The 22,157-nt window shown below is 70.7% G+C and carries 23 protein-coding genes, 2 tRNA genes and 2 pseudogenes; 11 read left to right on the top strand and 16 right to left on the bottom strand.

Going from position 1 to position 22,157, the window contains the following annotated elements; translation table 11 throughout:
• Positions 1-214: 214 nt before the first annotated feature.
• Positions 215-874 carry a hypothetical protein gene (locus ACFFBG_RS09960; RefSeq protein WP_375478141.1) on the bottom strand — a complete coding sequence of 220 codons (660 nt, stop codon included), beginning with the start codon at positions 872-874 and terminating at the stop codon, positions 215-217.
• A gap of 131 nt (positions 875-1,005) precedes the next feature.
• Positions 1,006-1,341 (bottom strand): hypothetical protein, encoded by a 336-nt coding sequence (locus ACFFBG_RS09955; protein WP_375478139.1) that lies wholly within the window; start codon positions 1,339-1,341, stop codon positions 1,006-1,008.
• Positions 1,342-1,454: 113 nt separating this feature from the next.
• Here ACFFBG_RS09955 and ACFFBG_RS09950 point away from each other — a divergent pair.
• Positions 1,455-1,630, top strand: a pseudogene (locus ACFFBG_RS09950) (tyrosine-type recombinase/integrase); the annotation flags it as partial.
• A 122-nt stretch (positions 1,631-1,752) separates the two neighbouring features.
• On the opposite strand, the gene ACFFBG_RS09945 reads toward ACFFBG_RS09950, so the two are convergent.
• The 4 genes from ACFFBG_RS09945 to ACFFBG_RS09930 form a co-directional block, all read right to left on the bottom strand.
• Positions 1,753-1,825 (bottom strand) — tRNA-Arg (locus ACFFBG_RS09945).
• 48 nt (positions 1,826-1,873) lie between these two features.
• Positions 1,874-1,963, bottom strand: a tRNA-Ser gene (locus tag ACFFBG_RS09940).
• A 74-nt stretch (positions 1,964-2,037) separates the two neighbouring features.
• Positions 2,038-3,426, bottom strand: coding sequence for an L-serine ammonia-lyase (locus ACFFBG_RS09935; RefSeq protein ID WP_375478137.1), 1,389 nt, complete (start codon positions 3,424-3,426; stop codon positions 2,038-2,040).
• Positions 3,427-3,455: 29 nt separating this feature from the next.
• Positions 3,456-3,878: an organic hydroperoxide resistance protein gene (locus tag ACFFBG_RS09930; protein ID WP_375478135.1), complete on the bottom strand. Its 423-nt coding sequence runs from the start codon at positions 3,876-3,878 to the stop codon at positions 3,456-3,458.
• Positions 3,879-3,896: 18 nt separating this feature from the next.
• On the opposite strand from ACFFBG_RS09930, the gene ACFFBG_RS09925 reads away from it, so the two are divergent.
• Positions 3,897-4,598, top strand: a complete 702-nt coding sequence (locus ACFFBG_RS09925) for a siderophore-interacting protein (RefSeq protein WP_375478133.1) — start codon at positions 3,897-3,899, stop codon at positions 4,596-4,598.
• Positions 4,599-4,612: 14 nt separating this feature from the next.
• Here ACFFBG_RS09925 and purB read toward each other — a convergent pair whose 3' ends face one another.
• The 7 genes from purB to fbaA form a co-directional block, all read right to left on the bottom strand.
• Entirely contained in the window at positions 4,613-6,052 is a 1,440-nt protein-coding gene (gene purB, locus ACFFBG_RS09920) for an adenylosuccinate lyase (RefSeq protein ID WP_375478131.1), read from the bottom strand.
• A 63-nt stretch (positions 6,053-6,115) separates the two neighbouring features.
• Positions 6,116-7,015, bottom strand: a complete 900-nt coding sequence (locus ACFFBG_RS09915) for a hypothetical protein (protein WP_375478129.1) — start codon at positions 7,013-7,015, stop codon at positions 6,116-6,118.
• A 70-nt stretch (positions 7,016-7,085) separates the two neighbouring features.
• Positions 7,086-8,318: a phosphoribosylamine--glycine ligase gene (gene purD / locus ACFFBG_RS09910; protein WP_375478127.1), complete on the bottom strand. Its 1,233-nt coding sequence runs from the start codon at positions 8,316-8,318 to the stop codon at positions 7,086-7,088.
• A gap of 100 nt (positions 8,319-8,418) precedes the next feature.
• A complete protein-coding gene (locus ACFFBG_RS09905) occupies positions 8,419-9,873 on the bottom strand; it encodes a PQQ-binding-like beta-propeller repeat protein (protein ID WP_375478125.1) in 1,455 nt (484 codons plus the stop codon).
• Positions 9,874-9,876: 3 nt separating this feature from the next.
• Positions 9,877-11,175: an adenylosuccinate synthase gene (locus ACFFBG_RS09900; RefSeq protein ID WP_375478123.1), complete on the bottom strand. Its 1,299-nt coding sequence runs from the start codon at positions 11,173-11,175 to the stop codon at positions 9,877-9,879.
• A gap of 70 nt (positions 11,176-11,245) precedes the next feature.
• Positions 11,246-11,686 (bottom strand): DUF3151 domain-containing protein, encoded by a 441-nt coding sequence (locus ACFFBG_RS09895; protein WP_375478122.1) that lies wholly within the window; start codon positions 11,684-11,686, stop codon positions 11,246-11,248.
• A 141-nt stretch (positions 11,687-11,827) separates the two neighbouring features.
• A complete protein-coding gene (gene fbaA, locus ACFFBG_RS09890; RefSeq protein ID WP_375478120.1) occupies positions 11,828-12,865 on the bottom strand; it encodes a class II fructose-bisphosphate aldolase in 1,038 nt (345 codons plus the stop codon).
• Between the two features lie 342 nt (positions 12,866-13,207).
• On the opposite strand from fbaA, the gene ACFFBG_RS09885 reads away from it, so the two are divergent.
• Positions 13,208-14,185: a sigma-70 family RNA polymerase sigma factor gene (locus ACFFBG_RS09885; protein WP_375478118.1), complete on the top strand. Its 978-nt coding sequence runs from the start codon at positions 13,208-13,210 to the stop codon at positions 14,183-14,185.
• 221 nt (positions 14,186-14,406) lie between these two features.
• Here ACFFBG_RS09885 and ACFFBG_RS09880 read toward each other — a convergent pair whose 3' ends face one another.
• Entirely contained in the window at positions 14,407-15,057 is a 651-nt protein-coding gene (locus ACFFBG_RS09880; protein ID WP_375478116.1) for an NAD(P)H-dependent oxidoreductase, read from the bottom strand.
• Positions 15,058-15,140: 83 nt separating this feature from the next.
• Between ACFFBG_RS09880 and ACFFBG_RS09875 the strand changes: the two are divergent.
• Positions 15,141-15,512: pseudogene (locus ACFFBG_RS09875) on the top strand (winged helix-turn-helix transcriptional regulator); the annotation flags it as partial.
• A gap of 96 nt (positions 15,513-15,608) precedes the next feature.
• Positions 15,609-16,259, top strand: a complete 651-nt coding sequence (locus ACFFBG_RS09870; RefSeq protein WP_375478114.1) for a DedA family protein — start codon at positions 15,609-15,611, stop codon at positions 16,257-16,259.
• Positions 16,260-16,266: 7 nt separating this feature from the next.
• Here the strand turns inward: ACFFBG_RS09870 and ACFFBG_RS09865 are convergent, their stop codons facing one another.
• Positions 16,267-16,563, bottom strand: coding sequence for a hypothetical protein (locus tag ACFFBG_RS09865; protein WP_375478112.1), 297 nt, complete (start codon positions 16,561-16,563; stop codon positions 16,267-16,269).
• A 24-nt stretch (positions 16,564-16,587) separates the two neighbouring features.
• Here ACFFBG_RS09865 and ACFFBG_RS09860 point away from each other — a divergent pair, with 24 nt between their 5' ends.
• The 6 genes from ACFFBG_RS09860 (at position 16,588) to map (ending at position 20,708) form a co-directional block, all read left to right on the top strand.
• Complete coding sequence (locus ACFFBG_RS09860; protein ID WP_375478111.1) at positions 16,588-18,288, top strand: ribonuclease J; 1,701 nt, start codon at positions 16,588-16,590, stop codon at positions 18,286-18,288.
• 50 nt (positions 18,289-18,338) lie between these two features.
• Positions 18,339-18,569, top strand: a complete 231-nt coding sequence (locus tag ACFFBG_RS09855) for an antitoxin (RefSeq protein WP_375478109.1) — start codon at positions 18,339-18,341, stop codon at positions 18,567-18,569.
• Positions 18,566-18,994 (top strand): TA system VapC family ribonuclease toxin, encoded by a 429-nt coding sequence (locus ACFFBG_RS09850; RefSeq protein WP_375478107.1) that lies wholly within the window; start codon positions 18,566-18,568, stop codon positions 18,992-18,994. The genes ACFFBG_RS09855 and ACFFBG_RS09850 overlap by 4 nt, the downstream gene beginning before the upstream one ends.
• 121 nt (positions 18,995-19,115) lie before the next feature.
• On the top strand, positions 19,116-19,376 hold the full coding sequence (locus ACFFBG_RS09845) for a CopG family transcriptional regulator (RefSeq protein ID WP_375478105.1): 261 nt from the start codon (positions 19,116-19,118) through the stop codon (positions 19,374-19,376).
• The gene (locus ACFFBG_RS09840; RefSeq protein WP_375478103.1) at positions 19,373-19,750 is read left to right on the top strand and encodes a type II toxin-antitoxin system VapC family toxin; all 378 of its coding nucleotides are present in this window, start codon (positions 19,373-19,375) and stop codon (positions 19,748-19,750) included. The genes ACFFBG_RS09845 and ACFFBG_RS09840 overlap by 4 nt, the downstream gene beginning before the upstream one ends.
• A gap of 85 nt (positions 19,751-19,835) precedes the next feature.
• Positions 19,836-20,708, top strand: a complete 873-nt coding sequence (gene map, locus ACFFBG_RS09835; protein ID WP_375478101.1) for a type I methionyl aminopeptidase — start codon at positions 19,836-19,838, stop codon at positions 20,706-20,708.
• A gap of 77 nt (positions 20,709-20,785) precedes the next feature.
• Here map and ACFFBG_RS09830 read toward each other — a convergent pair whose 3' ends face one another.
• Positions 20,786-22,084 carry a UDP-glucose dehydrogenase family protein gene (locus ACFFBG_RS09830; RefSeq protein ID WP_375478099.1) on the bottom strand — a complete coding sequence of 433 codons (1,299 nt, stop codon included), beginning with the start codon at positions 22,082-22,084 and terminating at the stop codon, positions 20,786-20,788.
• Positions 22,085-22,157: the final 73 nt, after the last annotated feature.

Raw genomic sequence — 22,157 nt, 5'->3', positions numbered from 1 at the left:
CCACCCGCCGCTACCGCACCATCGCCATCCGCACCGCCGGGCACGTCCTCACCGCAGAAGAACCCCTACCACCCGAGTTACGGGCCGCCCTCGCCGTCATCGTCTGAAAACGACCTGCGCACTAAATTGAGCCAAGTCAGGTCGGCGTCGGGCGAGGGTGACCCCTAGTCATTTCTAGCAATTTGACGGGTCCCCAAGCCCGGCGCTTGGGTTATCAGGCCTCACTAGCTCGTCCGCGTATCCACGCAATCAGCTCGAGCGGTGGATCGAACGATTGGGACGCACGCTCGAGAAGTTGCTCGAGCTGCGCGTGTCGATCCGGCTCGTCCGCGAGGATCACGGCGGCGGCTAGATCTTCCCCCGAGATCGACAGGGGTGTTAGAGCGCCACTCAAGACTTGTTCGACTAATACGTCACGGTCCAACAAACTGTCCAATCGCGCTAATACCTTGGCCAGTTCAGCTCGCACTGCGTGCGAGCATTCACTCTCTGTCGGCACGTCTGGACTGCGGGCTGAAGCTAGCGCGAATTGCCAAAATTCGGTGCCATAGCCCAGCGCAATCTGCGCAGGCGGTAGCCAGTTTTCCAGTCTCTCCCGCCAGAGACCGTGAGCCTCGGACAGGCTTTCCGTGCCGACCTTCTGATCGCGATCCAGCCATGCAATGAATGGCTTAGGAGCGAGTGCTGCTTCGACCACAAAAGTGACGACGCCCGGGTCCATTCTTCTCGATCGTATGACGACGAGAGCGTGATCGGATTTTGCGGAGATTTTGTCAAACGTCAGCCCGCGCCGGGCATAACCCTGATCCTTCATCATCGGCCACAGGTAGCGACCAACAAAAGACGAGACGTTGCGGATCTCGGACCTGTTCACATTAGTTACCTAATTCCCGACGGCGAGCTGGCCCAACCCAGCACCAATCGCGCCTGCTCCCACTGAACATCCGACACCAGTGGCGCACGCAATCGCACCTCCGACCGCCCCAACTACTCCGATCACAGGCCCTAGCCATCCCGGGAGTCGATATCCGTCGCCTGCGCTCGGACAACAATATATTGGCGTAGTTCCTGTGGGGGCGCGGAGCGTTGAATAACTGTTCCATTCGGTCCAGGTTCGGCCTGCGGTGATGGTTCCAGCGCGAGTACGGGAATTGGGTCGGGCACAGGTGAAGGTGGAGCGTTTTCGTGTGGATGACACATAATGGATACCGCGCGGACCCCACCCAACGACATCGTCTCCATATTGACCTTGGCGGCCAGCCAGCGCGGCGCCCAGTCGCCGAACTTGATCCGCGAGCCCTTCGGATCGACGTAGCTGCCCGTCCTGACCGAGGTCGTCACCGACTCGATCCAGTTCTGGGCGTCGATCTTGCGGGCGAAGTGGCGAGCGTGCTCCGTGCCGCGGGTGTCGCGGTCGCGCGCGCCAGCTGCCCTCGGCTCGCTTAGCGATGTAGGCCGTGACGGCTGCCGGCCTGGCTGGCATCACGCCGCATTCGCTGCGGCATACGGCCGCATCGCTGGCCATTGCGGCAGGCGCAAACGTGAAGGTCGTCCAGACGATGCTCGCCACAAGGCGGCCACGATGACCCCCGATCTATACGGACACCTGTTCGACGATCAGCCCGATTGAGTGGCCGATGCGATGGATCCGGCTCGAGCCGCTGCGGACTCTTGCGGACCAAACCGGCTGTTGTCCACTCGATCAGTAGGGAAGAACTGGCTACAGGCCGGTAAATACGGGGGTTTCTGGAGCGCGCCCGGCAGGACTCGAACCTGCAACCTCTTGATCCGTAGTCAAGTGCTCTATCCGTTGAGCTACGGGCGCTGGTGCCAACAAGACAGTTTAGCGACTGCTCGTGAGCGGACTTTTTCGCGGAGGCTCCGGGATTCGAACCCGGGATGGGCGATTAACCCAAACCGCATTAGCAGTGCGGCGCCATAGACCAGACTAGGCGAAGCCTCCAGCGCGGCCGCGTCACACAGCCACCCGGGCGAAGAGCCTACAAGGTGGGCGCCCGACGCCTCCACCGCGTTCGCTCAGCACTCGATGACGTTGACGGCTAGCCCGCCGCGGGCCGTCTCCTTGTACTTCGCTTTCATGTCCGCGCCGGTCTCGCGCATCGTCTTGATCACCTTGTCCAGGCTGACGATGTGCGAGCCGTCGCCGCTGAGCGCGATCCGCGCGGCGTTGATCGCCTTCACCGCGGCCATCGCGTTGCGCTCGATGCAGGGGATCTGGACGAGCCCGCCGACCGGGTCGCAGGTCAGGCCGAGGTTGTGCTCCATGCCGATCTCGGCGGCGTTCTCCACCTGCGCAGGCGTCCCGCCGAGCACCTCGCACAACGCTCCGGCGGCCATCGAGCAGGCCGAGCCCACCTCACCCTGGCAGCCGACCTCAGCGCCGGAGATCGACGCGTTCTCCTTGTACAGCACGCCGATCGCGGCCGCGGCGAGCAGGAAACAGACGACGCCGTCGTCGCTCGAGCCCGGGCAGAAGCGGCGGTAGTAATGCAGCACGGCCGGCAGCACGCCGGCCGCGCCATTCGTCGGCGCGGTGACGACCCGCCCGCCGCCGGCGTTCTCCTCGTTGACCGCCAACGCGAACAGATCGACCCAGTCGAGGACCTGCAGCGGGTCAGCCGCGACGTCCGGGGCGACCGTCGCGCCGTCACCGCCGAGGCGGCGGTGCAACTCCGGGGCCCGCCGCGGGACGTGCAGGCCGCCGGGCAGCGTCCCCTCGTGCGACATGCCGTGCCGCACGCAGCCCTGCATGACCGTCCAGATCTCGAGCAGCCGCGCGCGGATCTCCGCCTCCGACCGCCACGCACGCTCGTTGGCGAGCATGACCCCGCTGACCGGCAGGCCGGTCTCCACGCAGCGCGCGAGCAGCTCCGCGCCGGAGCGGAACGGGTACGCGAGCGGCGTCTCGTCGACGGTGATCCGGTCGGCGCCGGCTGCGGTCTCGTCCACGACGAACCCGCCGCCGACGGAGTAATACGTGCGCTCGCACAGCAGGCCGTCGTCAGCTCCGAATACCGCGAACCGCATGCCGTTCGGATGAAACGGCAGGCTCTCGCGCCGGTGCAGGACGAGATCGTCACGGCGCAACGCCGCCGGTTGGCGGCCGAGCAGGCGCACCTGTCCGGCGGCCAGCACGGCGGCGGCGCGAGTCGGGACGCTGGCGGTGTCAACCGTCTCCGGTTCCGCGCCTTCGAGGCCGAGGATCACCGCGCGGTCGCTGCCGTGGCCGCGCCCGGTCGCGCCGAGCGAGCCGAACAGCTCGGCCCGCACCCGGCGCACGTCGGGCAACACGCCGTCGTCGGCCAAGCCCTGCGCGAAGGTGTGCGCGGCCCGCATCGGCCCGACCGTGTGCGACGACGACGGGCCGATGCCGATAGTGAACAGGTCGAACACGCTGATGGCCACGCCGTCATTGTCCGCCGGGCGGGCAGCCGTCAGCCGACGGTGAGGGTGACGTCGATGTTGCCGCGGGTCGCCTTGGAGTAGGGGCAGAACTCGTGCGCGAGCTCGATCAGCTCGCGAACCTGCTGCGGCTCGACGCCCGGGATGGCGACGACGAGCTCGACGGCGAGGCCGAACCCGCCGTCCTCGGACGGCCCGAACGACACCTCGGCGGTGACCGTCGACTCGGACGCGTCGACGCCCTTCGTCTTGGCCCGGTTCGTGAGCGCGCCCTGGAAGCATGCGGCGTAGCCGGCGGCGAACAGCGTCTCCGGATTGGCCTTCGGCTCGGCGCCGGCGCTCGGCTGCGCCAGCTCGAGATCGATGACGCCGTCCTTGCTGGTGACGTGTCCGGTGCGGCCACCCTTGGCGGAGGCGGCGGTGGTGTAGGCGACCTTGGTCAGCGCGATAGTCATACCAGCCACACTAGGCCGATGACCGCGCCGCTCGTCCGCCGCTCGCCGGCCCACCGCGGGGTGGTGACCGCCGCCGCCGCCCTGACTCCGCGGATGCGCCGGTTGACGGTGCGGGCCGACGCCCTGCTGGGGCTCGCGATCCGGCCCGCCCAGGACGTCGAGCTGCTCCTGCGCGAGCCGAGCGGGCGCCGGGTGAAGCGCCGCTACACGATCCGGCACTCTCGGCCCGAGGTCGGCGAGATCGACTTGGACGTGCTGCTGCACGGCGCCGGGCCGGGCTCGGCGTGGGGCGCGCAGTCGGCGCCCGGCGACGAGGTCGAATTCCAGGGCCCGCGCGGCAAGCTCGAGCTGCACCCCGCGCCGTGGCACCTGCTGGCCGGGGACGAGGCAGCGCTGCCGGCGATCGGGGCGATCTGCGCGAGCCTGCCGCCCGGCGAACGGGCGCTGGCCCTAGTCGAGGTACACGACGCCGCCGACCAGCTGCCCGTCGACGCGGACGTCCGCTGGCTGTGCCGCGGCGACACCCCACCCGGCGGCGCGGCCCTGCTGACGGCGGCGCTGCGCGAGCTCGAGCTGCCGCCCGGCGCGGGCCGATGCTATTTGCTCGGCGAGACGCGCGCGGCCATCGCCCTGCGCGCGGTGCTGGAAGACATGGGCGTCCACCACGAGTCGATCTTCGTGAAGGGCTACTGGAACCTGGGCCGCCCAAAGACCGTCTGACCCCCTGGCTGGGGCTACAGGATTGGCTCGGGGCGGTAGTCGGCGGCGGCGGGCTCGTCGGCGAGCAGGGCGTCCACCCGGGCCACCACGGCCGCCACCTGCTCGCGCGCCGCGCCGGTGAATGTCAACGGCGACGCCAGCAGACCCTGCAACGTCTCCGCCGAGAGCCCCAGCCGGGAGTCGGCGGCGAGCCGGTCGAACAGGTCGTTGCGGTCGGCGCCCTTCTCGCGCATCTCCAGCGCCACGGCCACCGCGTTGTCCTTGATCGCCTCGTGCGCGCCCTCTCGTCCCCCGCCGGCGCGGACGGCCGCCATCAGGACCTTGGTCGTCGCCAGGAACGGCAGGTAGCGCTCCAGCTCGCGCTCGATCACGGCCGGGAACGCGCCGAAGTCGTCCAGCACCGTCAACGCCGTCTCCAACAGCCCGTCGAGGGCGAAGAACGCGTCCGGCAGCGCGACCCGGCGGACCACCGAGCAGGACACGTCGCCCTCGTTCCACTGGTCGCCAGCCAGCTCGCCGACCATCGAGGCGTAGCCGCGCAGCACCACCGCGAAGCCGTTGATCCGCTCGGCCGAGCGGGTGTTCATCTTGTGCGGCATCGCCGACGAGCCCACCTGCCCGGGCCGGAAGCCCTCGGTCACCAGCTCGTTGCCGGCCATCAGCCGCAGCGTCGTGGCGAACGACGACGGAGCGGCGGCGACCTGGACGAGCGCGGACAGCACGTCCCAGTCCAGCGAGCGCGGATAGACCTGCCCGACGCTGACCAGCGTGCGGGCGAAACCGAGGTGCGCGGCGACCCGCTGCTCGAGCTGCGCCAGCTTGTCGACGTCGCCGCCGAGCAGGTCGAGCATGTCCTGCGCGGTGCCCACCGGCCCCTTGACGCCGCGCAGCGGATAGCGGGCAACCAGGTCCTCGAGCCGCTCGAACGCGATGAGCAGCTCGTCGGCGGTCGTTGCGAATCGCTTGCCGAGCGTCGTCGCCTGCGCCGCGACGTTATGCGAGCGGCCGGCCATGACCAACGCGTCGTACTCGGCGGCGCGCCGGGCGAGCCGGCCGAGGACGGCCAGCACCTTCTGCCGGACGATGATCAGCGCGGACCGCACCTGCAACTGCTCGACGTTCTCGGTGAGGTCCCGGCTCGTCATGCCCTTGTGGACGTGCTCGAAGCCGGCCAGCGCGGCGAACTCCTCGATCCGGGCTTTGACGTCGTGCTTGGTCACCCGCTCGCGGGCGGCGATCGAGTCGAGGTCGACGGCGTCGACGCCGCGCTCGAGCACCGCCTGATACGCGTCGATCGCCTCGGCCGGCGCGTCGACGCCCAGCTCGGCCTGCGCCCGCAGCACCGCCAGCCACAGCGCGCGCTCGAGCACCACCTTGTGCGCCGGCGACCAGATCTGCGCCATCGGCGCAGAGGCGTACCGGCCGGCGAGGACGTTCGGAATGACGGGCTTCATGGCTGCATTGTCCCTGGCGGCCGGGCCGGACCCGAGCGCCGAGCCCGCTTGGCGAGCGCCGGTTCAGACCGAGAGCAGCCGAGGGTCGCGGGCCAGCGCTTCGACGCGGCGCAGCGAGGGCGCGTGGCCGGACGCCCCGATGGCTTGGACGAAGACGAGCTTGCCGCCGGAGCTCTGTTCGCTGAACACCCGTGTGTGGGCGCCATCATCGAGGACGCCTGCGATCCCATTGTCGAGATGCAGGGCCAGCACGGTCACCTCGACGGTCACTCCGTTGGCGCGCGCGACGTAGCTGCGCGACCACACTCCCGGCAGCGACATCGGGGGCGCGTCGCGCACCTGCACCGAGAGCGCGGACCGCTGCCGGGCGCGGGGGAACGCCGCGTGCACCGCGGCGGTGAATGCCGCCGGCACGGCGTGCAGCGTGTTGCAGGCCGACTCCGCGTCGCCGGCCGACGGGCACGGCGGCATGCTTGGCAGCACCGGCAGCAGGGAGACGCCGATGTTGCGGTCCGTGCCGCTTGGCCCGAGGCTCGCCGTGACCTCGGGGCGCACGGGTATCACGAGCACCGGGGTCGTGGCCGGGGCGCTGCTCGCCGGGCTCGACGTGGGGCCGTTGGTGGGGGCGCCAGTCGGGGCGTGCTGGCCGCGGCCGTGCACGGCTGCCACGACCACAGCCGCGACGAGCGCGCCGGCCGCCAGCAGCCGTCGGCCCCACCGCGGGCCCGATGGCGACGCCCCGTCGACGCGATCGGGCCGCTCGGGCAGCTCGGGCGCGTTGGGGTCGGCGACCCGCGCTCCGCTGGGTCCGCTAGCAGTGGGTCCGCTGGGTCCGCCGGCATTGGGTCCGCTGGGTCCGCTGCCCGGGTCGCCGGTGCGGCCGCCGAACCGCTCGCCGGTGGCGCCGTCGAACGGCTCGCCGACGACGAAGTCGACGGACGGCAACTCCTCGTCCCGGCCCACCAGGTCAAGGGTAGGCGGGGCAGTGGTAAGTGGGGCAGGGGTAAGTGGCTCAGCGCCGCATCGCCCCGGGTCAGCGCGCGCGGGCGGCGGCGAGGGCGATGTCGGTGCGGTGCTGCGCGCCGGCCAGCCCGATGCCGGCGATCAGCTCGTACGCTCGCTCCCGGGCAGCGGCGAGATCGGCGCCGGTCGCCGTCGCGGAGACCACCCGACCGCCAGCTGAGACGATCGCGCCGTCGTCACGGCGCCGGGTGCCGGCGTGGATCACGCCCGCCGCCTCGGCGCCGGTAAGCACGTCGCCGAGTCGGGGCGTTCCCGGGTAGCCGGCCGCCGCGACGACCACGGTGACCGCCGCGCCCGGCCGCCAGCGCAACGGGGGGTGCTGCGCCAAGCCGCCGGTCGCCGCCGCCTGCAGCAGTGCGCCAAGCGGGCTGTCCAGCAGAGCCAGGACGACCTGCGTCTCGGGATCGCCGAACCGGGCGTTGAACTCGACCACCCGCGGGCCGGCGGAGGTGATCGCGAGCCCGATGTAGAGCAGGCCGGCGAACGGCGTCCCGCGCGCGGTCATCTCGCGCACGGTGGGCTCGGCGACCGTCGCGACGATCTCCTCGACGAATCCGGCGGGCAGCCAGGGCAGCGGGGCGTAGGCGCCCATGCCGCCGGTGTTCGGCCCGGTGTCGCCGTCGCCGATGCGCTTGAAGTCCTGCGCCGGCAGCAGCGGCCGGATCACGGTGCCGTCGGTGATGCAGAAAACCGACACCTCCGGGCCGTCGAGGTACTCCTCGACCACGACCCGGCCGCAGGCCGCGGCGTGCGCGAGCGCCTCTGCTCGGTCCGTGGTGACGACGACGCCCTTGCCCGCGGCGAGCCCGTCGTCCTTGACGACGTAGGGCGGCCCGAACGCGTCCAGCGCGGCGGCGACGTCGGCGCGGTCCGCGCACACCCGGGCGCGCGCGGTGGGCACCCCGGCCGCGGCCATGACCTCTTTGGCGAACGCCTTGCTGCCCTCCAACCGGGCCGCCGCCGCCGACGGGCCGAAGCAGTCGACGCCGGCTGCGCGGACCGCGTCGGCTACTCCGGCCACCAGCGGCGCCTCGGGTCCGACGACGACGAGGTCGGCCCGCACGTCGGTCGCGAGCGCGGCGACCGCGCCCGGATCGAGGGCGTCCACGCCGCGCTGCTCCGCGACCGCGGCGGTGCCGGCGTTGCCGGGCGCGCAGATCAGCGCGGTGACCGTCGGATCCGCGGCGAGCGCGAGGCACAACGCGTGCTCGCGCGCGCCGGACCCGACGACGAGGACGCGCACGCCGCAACAGCCTACGGAACTCCTCGGCGTCGGAAAGTTGTCCGCGCGTCGTCGGGCGATAGGCCGCCGCAGCGAGGACAAGTTGCGATGAGGCGGGCGGTCAGCTGGTGCGCACGACTGTCAGGCCGGCGAGCGTCGGCACGAGCACGTCCGGCCCGGCGATCGCCGGCGTGGCGAACCGGCTCGTCGGGCCGACTGACACCCGCTCGCGGACTCGGCCGGTCGTCGGGTCGAGCGCGTAGAGCACCCCGCCGTCCGCGCCAACCGTCCACACCCGGCCGCCGCCTACCACCGGGGAGCCGGCCGCATCCGAAGACGCGTGCCACAGCACGCGCAACGTCCCGGCGGCCGAGATCCGCACCGCGCGCACACCGTCTGTGCACGGCACGTAGACGAGGTCGCCGACGACAGCCGTCCCGCCGAAGGATTTGCAGACGTCGGACTTGCTCACCTGCCCGCCGATGCCTCCCAGCCGGTCGCGGCGCAGCACGTAAGCGGTGCCGGCCTTGCCGGCCGTGAACACCCACGGCCCGACCAGGGCAGGCCCCTGGGAGCCGAGGTCGAGGTCCTGGTCGTTGTCGGTCGGCCACGTCGTCGGCGAAAAGGAGTCGGCCAGCCGGCCGGTGGGCGAGATCTTCAGAACGGAGTCGCTGTGGTCGTAACGGTCGCCGACGCCGGACGCGCCGTTGCCGACGGCGACGAACAGATCGCCGGCGGCGTCGACGGCCGGCCCGGGCGGCGTCCAGATGCCCGCCTCTCGACTGGTCGGGACTGTGTAAGCGACGGGCGCCCCGCTGCCGTCGAGCCGTAGGCCAACCACCCGGCCCTTGTAACCGCCGCAGTCGCCGGCGAGCCCACCGAAGGGCACCCAAACCCGACCACCGCTCACGGTCAACGCTCCGCGCTCCTGCATCGCCTTCGTCTCGACGCCGGGCAGGTCGAGGCTGCGGCTCCAACGCACTGCGCCGGTTGCCGGGTCGAGAGCGATCAACTCGTGGCGCGGCGGACCGCCGAGTTCGGGCGAGACGTACACGAGCCCGGACGTCGCGTCGTAGACGGGCGTGCCGGTGATGCCCAGCGGGTCGATGTTGCCGCACGGCCGTTCCTGCGCGGGTGATGGCTTGCCTAGGCGAACCTTCCATACCTGTCGGTATGCCGAGTCGAACGCGTAGACGGTGTCGTTCTCGGTGGCCACGATCGTGCGGCCGCCGACGACGATGGGCGAGGCGTACACCGACCCGTCGAGCTTCAGAGTCGCGAGCCGGCGCACGGCCCGGACCGCGGGCATGGCCGGGTCGTTGCCGGCGCGGTCTGGCGTGCGGTGGTACGTCGGCCAGTCGGCGACGGACGCGGTCGGCGCGGGCGCTGTCGAGCCAGCCGACGCGCTAACCGACCCGGTTCCCGACACAGAGGCCGACGCCGGCGCCGGCTGCGGCGCGCTTGCCTTCGGCCGGCTTGGGCTGCTGCTGGTGCAGGCGGCGACCAGCAGGACGCCGGCCGTGGCCGCCGCGAACGCGCCGCGGCGCAGCACCCGGCGCGAGCCCACAAGCGCCACCCGTCAGTCCAGCAGGTCGTGGATCGCCACTGTCTCGTCCCGGCCCGGCCCGACGCCGACGGCCGAGATCGGCGCCTTGATCATCTCTTCGAGCGCGGCGATGTAGTCGCGGGCGTTGCGCGGCAGGTCGTCCAGCGTGCGGGCCTTCGAGATGTCCTCGTCCCAGCCGGGGAAGGTCTCGTAGATCGGGACGGCGCGGGCGAATTCCGCCTGGGTCATCGGCAGCTCGTCGTGCCGGACGCCGCCCACGTCATAGGCGACGCACACCGGCACCTCGTCCATGCCGGTCAGCACGTCGAGCTTGGTGAGCACGAAGTCGGTGACGCCGTTGACGCGATTGGCGTAGCGCGCGATCACCGCGTCGAACCAACCGCAGCGGCGGGGGCGGCCGGTGGTGGTGCCGAACTCGGCGCCGGCGTCGCGCAGCAGCTCGCCCTTTGCGTCCAGCAGCTCGGTCGGGAACGGGCCCTCGCCGACGCGGGTCGTGTACGCCTTGACCACCGCGATCACCCGGGTGATCCGGGTCGGCGGGATGCCGCTGCCGGTGCAGGCGCCGCCAGCGGTCGCATTGGAGGACGTCACGAACGGATACGTGCCGTGGTCGACGTCGAGCAGCGTCGCCTGGCCCGCTTCGAGCACGATGGTCTTGCCGTCGTCGAGCATCTGCTCGAGCAGCAGCGCGGTGTCGGCGACCATCGGCGCCAGCCGTTCGGCGTACGAGGCGAGCTCGTCGGTGACGGCGTCCACGTCGAAGCCCTTGCGGTTGTAGATCTTGACGAGTATCTGGTTCTTCAACGCGAGCGCGCCGGACACCTTCAGGTGCAGGACGTCGCGGTCGAACAGGTCCTGCACCCGGATGCCGACGCGTGACATCTTGTCGGCGTAGGTCGGCCCGATGCCCCGGCCGGTGGTGCCGATCCGCGAGTTCCCCAGGAACCGCTCGGTCACCTTGTCCAGCGTCCGGTTGTACGGGGGGATGACGTGCGCCGAGCCGCTGACGACGAGGCCGGAGGTGTCCACGCCGCGGGCCTCAAGGCCGTCGATCTCCTCGAACAGCACGCCGAGGTCGATCACGACGCCGTTGCCTATCACCGGCGCGCAGCCGGGCGTGAGGATGCCTGAGGGCAGCAGGTGCAGCGCGTACTTCTCGCGGTGGTCGCCCTCACCGATGACGATGGTGTGCCCGGCGTTGTTTCCGCCGTTGAACTTGACGACGGCGTCGACCCGGCTGCCGAGCAGGTCGGTGGCCTTGCCCTTGCCCTCGTCGCCCCACTGCGCGCCCACGAGCACCACTGCCGGCATGCGCCTCACCTCGTCCCGGTCGGCCCGTCGGGCGGGAGCCACCGAGAAGGGTAGACGGTCTCGCAGCCGGTCAGCCGCCGAGCGCGGCGGCCGCCGCCGGGTCGCTGTCGCGCAGCAGCTGCGCGCACCGGTGCGCCTCGTCCGTCTCGCCGATGCGGTCGGCGGCGACGGCGAGGGCGTGCAGCGCGCGCAGGAACCCGCGGTTCGGCTCGTGCGACCACGGGATCGGGCCCTGGCCCTTCCAGCCGGCGCGCCGCAGCGCGTCGAGCCCGCGGTGATAGCCGGTCCGCGCGTACGCGTAGCCCTCCACGTCCCGGCCGCCGCCGGCCGGGACGCCGTCGGCGAGCGCGGCGTCGGCGAGCGCGGCGTCGGCGAGCGCAGCCCACGCGGCCGAGGACGTCGGATGCGCGGCCGCCACGGACGCCGGCGCCGCGCCGCTGTCGAGTAGCGCGACCGCCGGGTCGATGGGCAGCCGGGTGGGCGGGGCAAGCAGATTGCCGAAGCCGGTCATACCAGCGATTGTGCCCGTGCCCGGGTTGAGTGGCGCGAAATGGCTTGAGTGGCGCGGCATATCCCGCCACTCAAGCGGTTATGCGTCACTAAACGAGAAGGGCCCGGGAGCGACACGGCGGAGCGCCAGCTGGCTGGTTGGTCAGGCGGACTGGGACGTGCCTGCCGACTGCAGGGCCTCGCACGCCTGCACGACGCGCTCGGCCATGCCCTGCTCGGCCAGCTTGAGGTACGAGCGCGGGTCGTAGGCCTTCTTGTTGCCCACTTCGCCGTCCACTTTGAGCACGCCGTCGTAGTTCGTGAACATGTGGCCGGCGATCTCGCGGGTGAACGCGTACTGGGTGTCGGTGTCCACGTTCATCTTCACCACGCCGTAGCCGACCGCCTCGCGGATCTCATCGAGCTCGGAGCCGGACCCGCCGTGGAAGACGAGGTCGAACGGCTTGTCCTTGCCGACCTTCTTGCCCACCTCGTCCTGGATCTCCTTCAGGATCTCCGGCCGCAGCTTCACCGAGCCGGGCTTGTACGAGCCGTGGACGTTGCCGAAGGTGGCCGCGAGCAGGTAGCGGCCCTTCTCGCCGGCGCCCAGCAGCTCCGCGGTGTGCATCGCGTCGCCGGGCGTCGTGTACAGCTTCTCGTTGTCCGCGCCTCCTGAGCCGCCGTGCACGCCGTCCTCCTCGCCGCCGACGACGCCGATCTCCAGCTCGAGGATGATCCGCGCTTTCGCCGCCTTCGCCAGCAGCTCCTGCGCGATGTGCAAGTTCTCCTCGAGCTCGATCGCCGAGCCGTCCCACATGTGCGACTGGAACAGCGGCGGCTTGCCCGCGTCGACGCGCTCCTGCGAGATCGCGATCAGGGGGCGGACGTAGCTGTCCAGCTTCTCCTTCTGGCAGTGGTCGGTGTGCAGGCCGACCTGGATGTCGTACTTCGCGGCGACCACGTGCGCGAACTCGGCCAACGCGGCCGCGCCGACGACCATGTCCTTGACGCTCAGGCCGGATGCGAACTCCGCGCCGCCGGTGGAGACCTGGATGATCCCGTCACTGCCGGCCTCGGCGAATCCGCGCAGCGCGGCGTTCACCGTCTCCGACGACGTGCAGTTGATCGCGGGGTAGGCGAAGCCGCCCGCTTTCGCGCGGTCGAACATGTCGGCGTAGCTCTCGGGCGTGGCGATCGGCATGGGCCCCTCCTCGACGCTGGTCGGATGCCGTCGAGTATTGCGTACCCGCTCAGGCGTCCCCCAGGGTCGCCGACCGGCTGGAGAGACGTCGAATGCAGAGGCACATGCGGAAATCTAAGGGCCGAAAGTCCTGATAAGAAGATCTTTTCGCGGAGACCACTTGCAACCTCTCTCACAGCGTGCAACCATGACTTCACGCAGAGCTAACACTCTGTCCGGTGCTGGGGAGCATCGAGGTTCCAGGGGAGAGCCGCCCTCTTCGTCGGGCCGGTCGGCTGACCGGACGTGGCGCGGAGGCACGAACGCCAACGTTTCGGTCGTCCCTCTCAGCAGGAGCCCGCCATGACGCTCGCCGCCTACCTCGAACTCGGCATCGAGCCGCACTGCCTCGAGCCTGAGGCCGACATCGCCGCCGCGCCAGCTTCTCGTTCCGCCGCTGTTCCGCGCTCGGCAGCGGCCGGCCAGCGTGAGGACGCGCTCGTCCGCGACCACCTGCCGCTCGTCGGCCACCTCGTGCGCGAAGTCCTCGGCCGGGTGCCGGTGCACGTCAGCCGCGACGACCTCATCTCCGCGGGCATGTACGCCCTGGCAGCCAGCGCCCGGTCCTGGGAGTCGGAGCGCGGCGTGCCGTTCGGCCGCTTCGCCGCCATCCGCATCCGCGGGGCCATCACCGACGAGCTGCGCAGCCGCGACTGGGCGAGCCGCAGCGTGCGCGGCAAGGCCCGCGAGGTCGAGGACACCCGCAGCAACCTGGCCGCCGCGCTCGGCCGATCCCCCTCGCGCGCCGAGGTCGCCTCGGCCATGGGGGTCGACGCCCGCGACGTCACGGCCGTCGAGGCCGATGTCCGCCGCGCCGCGGTGCTCAGCCTGCAGGCGCTGACGCCCGAGGCGAGCGACGAGCTGCTGCCTGCCACCGGCGACCAGCCCGACGGGCTGTTGCTGCGGCGCGAACAGCTGGGCTACCTCCGCGACGCGGTCGCCGAGTTGCCCGAGCGACTGCAGACCGTCGTGATCGGACACTTCTTCGAGTCCCGCAAGATGACCGACATCGCCGCCGAGCTCGGCGTCACCGAGTCGCGCATCTCGCAGCTGCGCACCGAGGCGCTGGCGCTGCTGCGCGACGCGCTGCGAGCCGTCGAGAACGCCGAGCCTGTCGACACCGTCAGCGCGCCGCAAGCCCGTCCGGGCACCCGCGCCGCACTCCGCAACGCGTACTGCGCGGCCGTCGCCGCCCGCTCTGACGTGGCCGGCCGGCTGGCCGCGACAACCGTGCTCGGCGAGACCCGGGACGCCGTCGCGACGCTGAGCCGCGCGAACTAGCCAACCCTCCCCCGCACCCGCCTCCCCCGGTTGCGCCACCTCGCACGAACCAGCCGCTCAAGTCTGGGCCGCGCCGGCCGATCAACCTGACATCGATAGCGGGCCGCCCGGCCCGTGCCGAGGAGGTTCGATGTCCGGGGCACAGCCGGTCCGTCGGCGGCCGCCATGCGGCGAACAGCCGGCGTGCGTCTCCCGGCAGCCGGGAACAGCCGTGGGCGAGCTCAGGCCACGAGCCGGCCGGCGAGCGCCCGGCCGTGCTCGCGTGCGACCCGCTCGGCCTCGGCCCGCAGGCCGTCAGCCAGCTCGGTGAACTGATCGAGCGCCGGGTTCACCCCGACGAGCGTGAACTCCCGCTCGACGACCTCGAGCTCGAACTGCCAGACGTCTTCGAGGATCCGTCGCATCCAGGACGTCGCGTGGTCCCAGCCCTCACGCGGGGTGCCCGCGGCGTAGCTGCCGCCACGCACCGTGGCGAGGACGGCGGGCTTGCCCGCGGTCGCCGGGGTGGCGCCGGCGGCCATCCGCGGGTCGGTGACGATCAGGTCCACCCAGGTCTTGAAATGCTGGGACACGCCGAAGTTGTACAGCGGCACCGCGAACAGGGCCGCGTCCGCGGCAACCAGCGCGTCGGTCTCCTGCCGGGCAAGCTCGACGGCGGCGCGCTGCTCGGGCGTGCGCTCGTCCTGCGCGACGTAGGCGGCGCTGACGGCCGCGGCCCACGCGGTCGCGGGCACCGGCTCGGTGCCCACGTGCCGGCGCACGATCCGGGCGGCCGGGTTCGCTTGGCGCCACTCGGCTTCGACGAGGTCGGCGATGGCTCGGCTGTGCGAGCCCTCGGCGCGGATGCTGGCGTCCAGCCGGAACAGGGTCATGGGAACTCCAAACGCTCGGGTTTCTGATGCAACTCGTAAAACCCTAGCAGCTTGTGATTTCAATGCGCGACTAGTCTGGCGTGATGCACACGTCGACCGGCGCCGGGTCGGCCGCCGGTCCGGCGGGCGAACCCAGCGAGCTCCCGCTGAGCTGCGACACGGCCCTCGTCGCCGCCTTCGACCTGCTCGGCAAGCGGTGGAACGGCGTCCTGATCGGCACCCTCGCCGCCGGCCCGGCGGGCTTCGCCGAACTGCGCCGCGGGGTCGGCGCGATCACCGACTCGATGCTGTCCGACCGGCTCACCGAGCTGGCCGCGGCCGGCATCGTGCAGCGTTCGGTGCGCGACGGCCGTCCGCCCGGCGTGCGCTACCAGCTGAGCGCGCGCGGCGAGGCCCTGCTGCCGATCCTGACTCAGCTGGCCCGCTGGGCCGGCGAGCACCTGCCCGAACGATGCCCCGGCGCGGCAGCGGGGCCGAGCGCGGGGGGGCGGGCCGTGAGCGCCGGTCCCGCCGCACATCCGACGGCAACACCCGCTTCGTAGACTGCGCTGATGCTGCTGGCCAACCCGCTCAGCCCCGACACGCTGCTGTCGGGCTCCGGCGCGCTGCTGGTGCTCGCGATCATCCTGTTCGCCGAGTGCGGGCTGCTGATCGGGTTCTTCCTGCCCGGCGACACCATCCTGTTCGCCGCGGGCATTGGCATCGCCACCGGCGCGATCACGACCTCGCTGGCCGCGTTCCTGGTCGTCGCGCCGCTGGCCGCGATCGCCGGCAATCTCGTCGGGTACGCGATCGGCTGGCGCGCCGGGCCGGTCGTGTTCGACCGGCCGAACTCGCGGATGTTCCGACCGGAGCACGTCGAGCGGTCGCACCGCTTCTTCGAGCGGTTCGGCTCATGGACGATCCTGGTCGGCCGGTTCGTCCCGATCGTGCGCACCGTGGCCACCGTCATGGCCGGCGTGGGGCGCATGCGGTTCGACTTCTACGCCCTCTACAGCACGATCGGCGGCGTCGTCTGGGCTGACGGCGTGCTGCTGCTCGGCCACCAGCTCGGCAAGATCGAATGGGTGCGCGCCCACAAGGGTTGGATCGACTACCTCGTGATCGTGGTCGTGGTCCTCGCCCTGCTGCCGGCCGCTGTGCACTACCTGCGGGGCCGGCGCCCGGCGCGCGGCGGACCGCGGCCGCCGGCGGAACGCTGAGCCCCGGTCAGCCCTTGCAGGCCTGCCGCACCGAGGCCGGCGGGTCCAGGTGGATGCCGAAGAACGTCGCGTTCAGGTCGCACGTCTGTTTGTCGAAGCTGTCCTTGACGTGCCCGCGCTGCTGCCACACCACCACGGCCAGCACGATCACCACCACGGCGATGAGCAGCCGACCGATGATCGCGGTGATGACCAGCGACAACAGCACGCCGAGCACGAGGAGCACCACGACGGTGATCACGCCGATCTTCGTGACGTCCCCGGCGTTGATAGCCGTTGCGTTGAGCGCATCGACGGTGGCCATGAGCGCAGACGATAGCCTCGGAGGATGACTTCGGCCGGGCACGACGCGAAGGCCGGCCTGTCCTCGCCGCCGAAACTCCCCGCTGGCGCGCTGCGCATCGTGGCGCTCGGCGGCATCAAGGAGATCGGCCGCAACATGACGATGTTCGAGCACCAGGGCAGGCTGCTCGTCGTCGACTGCGGCATGCTGCTCGGCAAGACCAACTCCCCGGGCGTCGACATCACGCTGCCCGACTGGTCGGCGTTTCGCGACCGGCTGGACCGCATCGACGCGGTGGTCCTCACCCACGGCCACGAGGACCACATCGGCGCGCTGCCCTACCTGCTGCGCGCGCGCCGCGACATCCCCGTCTACGGGTCCCGGCTGACGCTCGCGCTGGTGTCGGCGAAGCTCGAGCAGCACCGGATCAAGGCCGACCTGCGCCTCGTGGTCGAGGGCGAACGGGTCGATGTCGCCAGCTGGGGGCTGGAGTTCTACGCCGTCAACCACTCGATCCCGGACGCGCTCGCGGTGGCGATCCGCGTCGGCGGACAGACCGTGCTGCACACCGGCGACTTCAAGATGGACCAGACGCCGTTGGACAATCGGCTCACCGACCTACCGGGCTTCTCCCGGCTCGGCGACGAAGGCGTGGACCTGCTGCTCGCCGACTCCACCAACGCCGAGGTCGGCGGGTTCATCCCGTCCGAGCGCGACGTCGGCCGGGTCGTCACCGACGTGATCCACAAGGCGCGCGGGCGAATCATCGTCGCCTGCTTCGCCTCGCACGTGCACCGCGTCCAGCAGGTGATGGACGCGGCGAGAGCGGCCGAGCGGCAGGTCGCGCTCGTCGGGCGCTCCATGGTGCGCAACATGCAGATCGCCCGCGAACTCGGCCTGCTCAACGTCCCGGACGGCCTGCTGATCGACCTCAAGGTGGCCGAGGAGCTGCCGTCGCGCCGGGTGCTGCTCATCTCGACCGGCTCGCAGGGCGAGCCGCTGTCCGCGCTGTCGCGGATGGCGAACCGCGACCATCAGACGGTGCGCATCGTCCCGGACGACACGATCCTGCTCGCGTCCTCGCTGATCCCCGGCAACGAGACGTCGGTCGGCGAGGTCATCAACGGGCTGTCCCGGCTGGGCGCGACGGTGATCCACAAGTCGATGGCGCTGGTGCACGTCTCCGGCCACGCGCCCGCCGGCGAGCTGCGCTACCTGCTCAACGCCGTCCGCCCGCGTAACCTCATGCCGGTGCACGGCGAGTGGCGGCACCTGCGGGCGCACGCCGCGATCGGCCGGTCCATGGGGCTGCCGGACGAGCGGATCATGCTGGCCGAGGACGGCACGGTCGTGGACCTGGTCGACGGCAAGGCGTCGATCGTCGGCCGGATCCCGGTGGGCTACGTCTACGTGGACGGCCTCGAGGTCGGCGACATCGGCGACACCACGCTCAAAGACCGCCGCATCCTCGGCGAGGACGGCTTTTTGTCCATCCTGGTGGCCGTCGACCTCGAGGCGGGCAAGGTCGTGTTCGGCCCGGAGATCACCGCGCGCGGCTTCAGCGACGACCCGGCCGCCCTCGACCCGATCACCGCCGAGCTGATCGAGGCGGTCGAGAAGGCGCTCGCCGACGGCACCCGCGACGCCGGCGCGCTGCAGCACCTGATCCGCCGGACGGTCGGCCGCTGGGTCGACCGCGCCTACCGGCGGCGGCCGATGCTCGTCCCAATGATCGTCGAGGTGTGACCCCGCCGAGATCATCATCGCAAGGCGGGTGATGCACTAGCATCAGATGCATGCGCACCACGTTGAGCATCGACGACGATGTGCTTGCCGCCGTGCATGAGCGGGCTCGTCGTGAAGGCAAGACGGCGGGAAAGGTGCTGTCCGACCTCGCGCGCAGCGTGCTCACCGCTCCCGCGGACGCAACCGACAGCGAGTTCCTCGGGTTTCGTCCATTGCCCCGGCGCGGCGGCTTGGTCACGACCGAGCTGATCGAATCGATCCGCGACGAGCTCGCTGAGTGAGCCGAGCGCTGCTCGACGTCAACGTGCTCCTCGCTTTGCTCGACCTCGACCATGTGCATCACGAGACCGCCCGGCATTGGCTGACGTCCGAACAGGATCCGTCCTGGTCGTCGTGCGCCATCACGCAGAACGGACTGGTCCGAATCATGTCCTCGCCCGCATATCCGAGCGGGGTCTCCGTGGCGGCGGCCCGCGAGCGGCTCAGCCAGGCGTGCGCCACCCGGCTGCACGAATTCTGGCCGTGCGACGTTTCGGTGCTCGATGCCGGCATCGGCAACGACTCGATTCTCACCTCGCGACAGGTGACCGACGTCTATCTCCTGGCGTTGGCCGTCGCGCACGGCGGCCGGTTGGTGACATTCGATCGATCCATCCGCATCGACGCGGTCGTCGGCGCCGGCCCGCACCATCTGGTTGCGCTGTAGTCGCGAGAGGCGGCCGTCAGGCCATCAGATGTCGCCGACCGCAGGGCGTCGCCGCTGCCGGACGATACGGCGCCCTGTTCTCACCGCCGCGATCTCGCACCTAGTGATGTAGCGTTACATCATGCAGCGCACGCAGATCTCGCTGACCGAAAGTGAGCGCGCGCTCTTGGACGTCGAGGCAGCTCGCACCGGCAGATCCATCTCCGCGCTCATTCGCGACGCGGTGAATCGCGTGTACGGCGGTGAGCGCTCCCTAGTCGATGATCTTGCCGCGATCGACGCCGCTACCGGGGCGTGGGCTGACCGCTCCGACGACCTGGCCGGCGGTGGCTACGTCGACCAGCTGAGGTCAGGCAGACGGTTGGCCGCAGATCGTTCATGACGGTGGTCATCGACACCTCCGTCTTGATCGACGTGTTGCGCGGGCTGCCCGCAGCCGCTGAGCTGTTGCGCAGAGAGCGGCAAGCCGGGCCGTTGTGGGCAAGCGAGATGACCCGGCTCGAGCTGCTGGCCGGAATGCGGCCAAACGAAGAAGCCCGTACGCGCCAGCTGATGACGAGCCTGCGCTGGGTGCCGGTCGACGAGGACGTCGCCGAGTTGGCAGGCAAGCTCGGGCGGAAGTGGCTGCCAAGTCACCGAGCGATCGATGGTGCGGATCTTGTCATCGCGGCGACCGCCTTACAGCGCAATGCGCGGCTGGAGACCAAGAACGTCAAGCACTTCCCGATGTTTCCTGGGCTCACCGCGCCCTACTGACGCTCAGGTCGCGATCTTGTGCTGTATTACCGGGCGATAGGCCGGTAAACAGCACAAGATCCGTCTTCGGCGGCAGAATGGACGGATGCTGACCGTCGACAAGCCGATCGAGCCGGGCATCGTCTCGTCGCGCCGCTCGGTGCCCGCGTCGATCGCCCGGCCGCACTACGTCGGGACGTGGCCCGGAACGAAAGCGGACCGCGACGACCCGATGGTCAAGGACGCCGACACCATCGCCCGGATGCGCGTCGCCGGCCGGATAGCCGCGGACGCGCTGGTCGAGGTCGGCCGGCACGTCGCGCCCGGCGTCACCACCGACGAACTCGACCGCGTCGGCCACGAGTACCTGATCGCGCATGGCGCCTATCCCTCGACGCTCGGCTACAAGGACTTCCCGAAGTCGCTGTGCACGTCGGTCAACGAGGTCATCTGCCACGGCATCCCGGACTCCCGCCCGCTCGACGACGGCGACGTCGTGAAGGTCGACATCACCGCGTATGTCGACGGCGTGCACGGCGACACCTGCGGCACCTACTTCGCCGGGGAGCCGGCGCCCGAGGTGCGCGAGCTGGGCGAGCGCACCCGCGAGGCGATGCTGCGCGGCATCCGCGCGGTGCGGCCCGGCCGGCCGGTGTCGGTGATCGGCCGGGTGATCGAGTCCTACGCCAAACGCTTCGGCTACGGGGTCATCCGCGACTACACCGGGCACGGCGTCGGGCCGTCGTTCCACACCGATCCGACGATCCTGCACTATGACGAGCCGCGCGCCACGACCCTGATCGAGGCGGGGATGACGTTCACCATCGAGCCGATGCTCACCCTCGGCGGCCACGGCTGGCTGATGTGGGACGACGACTGGACGGTGCTGACGAAGGACGGCTCCTACGCCGCGCAGTGGGAGCACACCATCGTCGTCACCGACGACGGCGCCGAGATCTTGACGCAGCCCAGCGATTGACCCGTCGGTGGTCACTTGCGGCGCTCAGTGGTCGCGCGGACGCGACCACTGACCGGGCCAAATGACCACTCACGACATCACGGGCGGCCGAGCGCGCGGAAGTGCCATCCTTCGGCCCGCCAATGCTGCGGATCGAGCACATTTCGCCCGTCGAGCATATTCTTCGCGCGTACCACCGACGCCAGATCGTCCGGCTGCAGGCTGCGGAACTCGGCCCACTCGGTGAGATGCAGCACGACGTCGGCGTCGTCACACGCGTCCAAGATCGACGGCGCGTACGCGAGTGTCGGATAGCTGTCTTTCGCGTTGCCCATCGCCTGCGGGTCGTACACCCGCACCGCCGCGCCCGAGCGCTGGATCGCGAAGGCGACGTCGAGCGCCGGCGAGTCCCGGATGTCGTCGCTGTCCGGCTTGAACGCAGCGCCGAGGATGCCGACCCGTCGGCCGGCCAAGGAGTCACCGCACATCTCGCGGGCGAGGTCGACCATCCTGGCTCGGCGCCGCTGGTTGATCTCGTCGACGTTCTTCAGGAAGGCCACCGCCTGATCGACGCCGAGCTCTCCGGCGCGGGCCATGAACGCGCGGATGTCCTTGGGCAGGCAGCCCCCGCCGAAGCCGAGCCCGGCGCGCAGGAACTTCTTGCCAATGCGGTCGTCGTGGCCGATCGCCTCCGCCAGCTTGGTGACGTCGCCGCCGGTCACCTCGCAGATCTCCGCCATCGCGTTGATGAACGAGATCTTGGTCGCGAGGAACGAGTTCGCGGCCACCTTCACCAGCTCGGCGGTGGGGAAATCGGTGACGACCAGCGGGGTGCCGGTCGCGAGGATCGACTCGTACGCCCGCTCGAGCACGGCGCGCGCGTCGTCGTCCTCGGCCCCGATGACGATCCGGTCCGGACGCAGGGTGTCCTCGACCGCGAAGCCTTCGCGCAGGAACTCGGGATTCCACACGAGCGCCCCGCCGGCGGCTGCGCACTGCTGAGCCAATCGGGCCGCGGTGCCGACCGGCACGGTCGACTTGCCCACCAGCACCGCGCCGGGCCGGACGTGCTCGAGCAGCGCGGTGAACGCCGCGTCGACGTAGGTCATGTCCGCGGCGAGCTCGCCCGGCTTCTGCGGGGTCCCGACGCAGACGAAGTGCAGATCGGCGAACTCCCCCGCCTCCGCGATCGACGTGCCGAAGCGCAGCGCGCCTGACTCGACGTGCTTGCTGAGCAGCTCCGGCAGCCCGGGCTCGTAGAACGGCACCTGGCCCGCGGACAGCCGGGCCACCTTCGTCTCGTCGACGTCGATGCCGAGCACCTCGTGCCCGAGTTCTGCCATCGCGGCAGCGTGCGTCGCGCCGAGGTAGCCAGTGCCGATGACCGATAGCTTCATACATCCTCTTTCGGCTGGTCGAACGGCCGATGTTAGAGGACTGTTGTTTCGCGACACGATTGCGGCGTATTCG

The organism is uncultured Jatrophihabitans sp. (genome assembly GCF_964251945.1).
In the GTDB taxonomy this organism is placed as follows: domain Bacteria; phylum Actinomycetota; class Actinomycetes; order Mycobacteriales; family Jatrophihabitantaceae; genus Jatrophihabitans.
This window is presented reverse-complemented; position numbering and strand designations above follow the sequence as displayed.

Bases quoted from the DNA above. Each gene is read 5' to 3' on its own strand.
- ACFFBG_RS09930 (WP_375478135.1), bottom strand. From the start codon at position 3,878: ATGACTATCGCGCTGACCAAGGTCGCCTACACCACCGCCGCCTCCGCC.
- ACFFBG_RS09925 (WP_375478133.1), top strand. From the start codon at position 3,897: ATGACCGCGCCGCTCGTCCGCCGCTCGCCGGCCCACCGCGGGGTGGTG.
- purB (WP_375478131.1), bottom strand. From the start codon at position 6,052: ATGAAGCCCGTCATTCCGAACGTCCTCGCCGGCCGGTACGCCTCTGCG.
- ACFFBG_RS09900 (WP_375478123.1), bottom strand. From the start codon at position 11,175: ATGCCGGCAGTGGTGCTCGTGGGCGCGCAGTGGGGCGACGAGGGCAAG.
- ACFFBG_RS09895 (WP_375478122.1), bottom strand. From the start codon at position 11,686: ATGACCGGCTTCGGCAATCTGCTTGCCCCGCCCACCCGGCTGCCCATC.
- fbaA (WP_375478120.1), bottom strand. From the start codon at position 12,865: ATGCCGATCGCCACGCCCGAGAGCTACGCCGACATGTTCGACCGCGCG.
- ACFFBG_RS09885 (WP_375478118.1), top strand. From the start codon at position 13,208: ATGACGCTCGCCGCCTACCTCGAACTCGGCATCGAGCCGCACTGCCTC.
- ACFFBG_RS09880 (WP_375478116.1), bottom strand. From the start codon at position 15,057: ATGACCCTGTTCCGGCTGGACGCCAGCATCCGCGCCGAGGGCTCGCAC.
- ACFFBG_RS09870 (WP_375478114.1), top strand. From the start codon at position 15,609: ATGCTGCTGGCCAACCCGCTCAGCCCCGACACGCTGCTGTCGGGCTCC.
- ACFFBG_RS09865 (WP_375478112.1), bottom strand. From the start codon at position 16,563: ATGGCCACCGTCGATGCGCTCAACGCAACGGCTATCAACGCCGGGGAC.
- ACFFBG_RS09860 (WP_375478111.1), top strand. From the start codon at position 16,588: ATGACTTCGGCCGGGCACGACGCGAAGGCCGGCCTGTCCTCGCCGCCG.
- ACFFBG_RS09855 (WP_375478109.1), top strand. From the start codon at position 18,339: ATGCGCACCACGTTGAGCATCGACGACGATGTGCTTGCCGCCGTGCAT.
- ACFFBG_RS09845 (WP_375478105.1), top strand. From the start codon at position 19,116: ATGCAGCGCACGCAGATCTCGCTGACCGAAAGTGAGCGCGCGCTCTTG.
- ACFFBG_RS09840 (WP_375478103.1), top strand. From the start codon at position 19,373: ATGACGGTGGTCATCGACACCTCCGTCTTGATCGACGTGTTGCGCGGG.
- map (WP_375478101.1), top strand. From the start codon at position 19,836: ATGCTGACCGTCGACAAGCCGATCGAGCCGGGCATCGTCTCGTCGCGC.
- ACFFBG_RS09830 (WP_375478099.1), bottom strand. From the start codon at position 22,084: ATGAAGCTATCGGTCATCGGCACTGGCTACCTCGGCGCGACGCACGCT.